Origin of the sequence: Vibrio sp. 10N.286.52.F8 (assembly GCF_041468745.1) — a bacterium.
Lineage (GTDB): Bacteria > Pseudomonadota > Gammaproteobacteria > Enterobacterales > Vibrionaceae > Vibrio > Vibrio crassostreae_C.
In genome coordinates this window covers 1-2290 of the sequence record NZ_JBFRJF010000069.1, presented here as the reverse complement: position 1 = coordinate 2290, position 2290 = coordinate 1, and the positions used below count along the sequence as shown (strand labels likewise).

At 48.3% G+C, this 2290-nt stretch carries 2 protein-coding genes; both read left to right on the top strand.

Annotation, left to right across the window (positions count from 1 at the left end):
- Window positions 1-95 precede the first annotated feature (95 nt).
- Window positions 96-983, top strand: coding sequence for a site-specific integrase (locus AB4133_RS21920; protein WP_017080449.1), 888 nt, complete (start codon window positions 96-98; stop codon window positions 981-983).
- On the top strand, window positions 980-2032 hold the full coding sequence (locus AB4133_RS21915) for a transposase (protein WP_102332453.1): 1053 nt from the start codon (window positions 980-982) through the stop codon (window positions 2030-2032). Before AB4133_RS21920 ends, AB4133_RS21915 begins: the two co-directional genes overlap by 4 nt.
- Window positions 2033-2290: the final 258 nt, after the last annotated feature.

Genomic DNA, 2290 nt, shown 5'->3' with positions numbered 1-2290 from the left:
TTGTTGAACGAAGCCGCTACGCGGCAGAGTAAAACGAGTGCGAACCATACTCTTGTAACACCATCACCCTGATGGTCGTTCACAGGAGTAACCCCATGAAACCCGATGACTTAAAACGTTACAACACCCTTTATGAACAACACCTTACCAACCTAAAGCTGCAAGGTAAACGACCCGCGACCATTGATGCCTATTCCCGTGCGGTTCGTCGGATCACCGCTCATTTCGACCGAGCCCCTGATACATTAACGACCTCTGACCTCAAACAGTTCTTCGCGTCTCTTATTCAAACCCACTCGTGGAGCACCATAAAACTCGATCGTAATGGCTTGCAGTTTTTCTATCGCTACACGCTCGATAAACAGTGGGAGTGGCTCAATATCGTCAAGCCGCCACAAGTAAAACGACTGCCCGACATACTGACACCACAGCAAGTCAGCTCGCTGATTACTCACACTCGACAAGCACGTTATCAGGTGTTTTTTCTTACTCTGTACAGCATGGGGTTACGACTCAGTGAGGGATTAAATCTTACGGTTCATGATATCGACAGCCAAACAATGCGCGTTCACATACGGGAAGGAAAAGGCGGAAAAGACCGAATGGTGCCGCTTCCGCAGCGAACGCTTAAGGCACTCCGCACGCACTGGCTTACCCATAAGCATCCTTGCTACTTATTTCCTGGACTTGGTACATGTCACGACACCCCCATGGATCGTGGCGGAATTCAAAAGACGATGAAACTTGTACTTAAAGAGTGTGGTATCAAAAAGCATGCGAGTCCTCATTCACTCAGACATTGCTTCGCAACGCACTTACTTGAGCAAGGAGTCGACCTGCGTTCACTGCAATCACTGCTCGGTCATGCAAGCCTCAACACCACGGCACGATACACCCGAATGACTCAGATAAAGCAGCGTGATGCGGCAATGGCCATCAACCAATTAACGGATGATCTAGACTTAACATGGAGCATAAAATGAGTACTTTCATTGAACTGCTTCGCCAGCATCATCGTGCGCTTAAGCATCACTATCATGCGCAGATAAATGGCGATATGCATCGAGCTATTGGGGCGATGCTCCGTTGCAAAACAGAGCAACAAGGACGCTCACAATGGTTCTGCAGTCACTGCCATCACGATGACCGATTGCCTCTTTCTTGTGGTCATCGCCATTGCCCTCAATGCCAACAACGCACCACTTCTGACTGGCTACAGCGTCAACAGCAAAAACGGTTACCTGTTCACTATTTCATGGTGACCTTCACTTTACCGTATCAATTGAGAGTGCTGGCAAGACATCAACCTAAAGCGATATATAACGGTATGTTTAAGGTGGCATCAGGGGTATTAAAGGATTTTGCCAACCGACAACGGCAAGGTGAACTTGGTTTTACCGCCGTGTTGCATACTCACAGCCGACAACGAAACTTGCACCCACATCTGCACATTATCGTGGCGGCAGGCCAATACGACGCGTCGAGGCAAACGTGGCACAAAGGCAACAAGCATTACCTCTTCAACGCGTTTGCTTTGGCCAAAGTATGGCGAGCAAGAATGCTAGAGGCCATTAATCAACACCCAACGTTGTGGCTGCCGAGTGGCATACCCAAACAATGGGTGGTCGATTGCAGACAAGTAGGATACGGTCAGGCTGCACTCAACTATTTGGCGCGCTATCTCTATCGCGGTGTGCTGCCTGATGAAGACATCATCAGTATCACAGATGATACTGTCACCTTCCGCTATAAAGAGAGTCAGACCAATGCATGGCGAACGCGCACCTTGCCCATTCTGAAGTTTTTGCTGCTCATTTTGCAACACGTGCTGCCCAAAGGGTTGCAGAGAGTACGAGACTACGGATTTTTACGTGGTCAAGCTCACGCCTTAAGAGCCCGCATTCAACTGCTGTTATTGAACTTGGTCTATATGATGCCGCCGCTAACGGCACCGATAAGGAGCAAAGCGATAAGAATCTGCCCTTGCTGTGAGCATGAGATGGCGTGTGTTGGAGTGAGCCGACCCATGTAGCCGAAAGGCATTTGATAATAAGGAGAATGGCATTGACGAAATCAAAGGAGATGTGACGACGAAAGAAACGAAAAATAGCTAACTGGTTGATAAGATTGCTATCGCAACCTTATCTTGACCCCGCTCGCCTTGAGAAAAGCCTCAAAGCGATGTGCCCTTCAAGTTCAATCGTACAATTTACTTAACAAAGTGGCTTCGGGCTTGTTCAACACTCGGGATTTAGTGTTGGCTGCGCAACACCTTAATCCTTATTTGTTA